Raw genomic sequence first — 597 nt, 5'->3', positions numbered from 1 at the left:
GGGACGTTTCATTACATTTTTTCAATCGTCTTAATACCTAAGAGATCTAGACCTTGTTTTAGCGTTTTCGCCGTTAATGCGGCTAAACTTAAACGGCTGTTTTTTACATTCTCTTCCGCATTCAGCATCGGGCAAGCTTCGTAGAAACTTGGAGGGCCGTTGAACGGTACGCCTGATAATGAAAGCGCCGCTGAAGCACCGATCATCGCCACTAAATCCGGACTGATTTGCGGGTTCACCGAAACAACCGTAGCAATCACTTGAATTTCGTTAAAGAAACCTTCCGGGAAAAGCGGGCGCACAGGGCGGTCAATTAAGCGAGCGATTAAGGTTTCGCCTTCAGACGGACGACCTTCACGTTTGAAGAAACCGCCGGGAATACGACCGGCTGCATAAGTACGCTCTTGATAATCTACCGTTAATGGGAAGAAATCTTGACCTTCTTTAACCTCTTTTTTAGCCACAACGGTGACGAATACGGTAGTATCGTCCATGCTTGCCATAACGGCCGCCGTTGCTTGACGTGCGATAGCACCTGTTTCTAACGTTACGGTATGCTGACCGTATTTAAATTGCTTAACAATTGGATTCATTTTG

General features: G+C 46.2%; 1 protein-coding gene and 1 pseudogene. Both read right to left on the bottom strand.

The window, feature by feature from the left end; translation table 11 throughout:
• Positions 1-11: 11 nt before the first annotated feature.
• Positions 12-128, bottom strand: coding sequence for a DALR anticodon-binding domain-containing protein (locus tag DS839_RS37140; protein WP_368912128.1), 117 nt, complete (start codon positions 126-128; stop codon positions 12-14).
• A 24-nt stretch (positions 129-152) separates the two neighbouring features.
• A pseudogene (locus tag DS839_RS35965) lies at positions 153-593 on the bottom strand (polyribonucleotide nucleotidyltransferase); the annotation flags it as partial.
• Positions 594-597 lie beyond the last annotated feature (4 nt).

Source organism: Taklimakanibacter deserti, assembly GCA_003574785.1.
This window is presented reverse-complemented; position numbering and strand designations above follow the sequence as displayed.